Source organism: Pseudomonas sp. R62, from assembly GCF_000257605.1.
In the GTDB taxonomy this organism is placed as follows: Bacteria; Pseudomonadota; Gammaproteobacteria; order Pseudomonadales; family Pseudomonadaceae; genus Aquipseudomonas; species Aquipseudomonas atacamensis.
Genome location: NZ_AHZM01000946.1, coordinates 1 through 664 on the forward strand (window position 1 = coordinate 1; position 664 = coordinate 664).

The 664-nt window shown below is 36.7% G+C and carries 1 pseudogene; it reads right to left on the minus strand.

From position 1 onward, the window contains the following. Positions 1 to 72 precede the first annotated feature (72 nt). A pseudogene (locus tag OQK_RS01285) lies at positions 73 to 664 on the minus strand (AAA family ATPase); the annotation flags it as partial.

The window sequence follows — 664 nt, forward strand, 5'->3', positions numbered from 1 at the left end:
TTTTCTGACTTTTTATTTGTGTTATTTATTAAGTCAGAAAACTAGAGTGGTGTAAGGCACTACGCGATGATTTTAGTAAATGTAATTGTTGTTAGGGGTGTACTCTTTTCTCTCCATGAGGTTTACTTTTTTGACCGAGTGTCCATGCTTTAAGAATTTGTAGACGAAATACCTAGAGACTTTCTCTTCGTGCGTAGAAAGAATTATTTGTTTTTCTGAGAATTCATTTCTGAGTAGTTCAACTAGAGAAGACATATTTATGTCATCCATCGTCTGCACTGGATCGTCAATAAGAATGGTAGAAAAAGATTTTGCGTAAACTTTGTTCAGCGCAAGGGCTAGGGAGATCACAACGGCTGATATTTGTCCGGAACTCATAGTGTTTAGAATGTCATGGTCACTTTTCCAATTAGAAACAAGCCGAACATTTTTTAGCTCATCTCCTCCAGTTGGGTCTTTAATAAGAACACCTAGACCTAATCCTGCCTGATGGGCTTGAAGTATTTTTCCGGAGTAAATATAAGATGGTATTTCGATGTCAGTTATAAGCTTTTTTCTGTATTGTCTAATTTGAGTGCGTAGAGTACTCATTATCTCAGTTAGCTCTTCCCCTGACTGCTTTAATGTTAAGAATTTTTTGTCAAGCGCAGTAAGTTCCATTGCA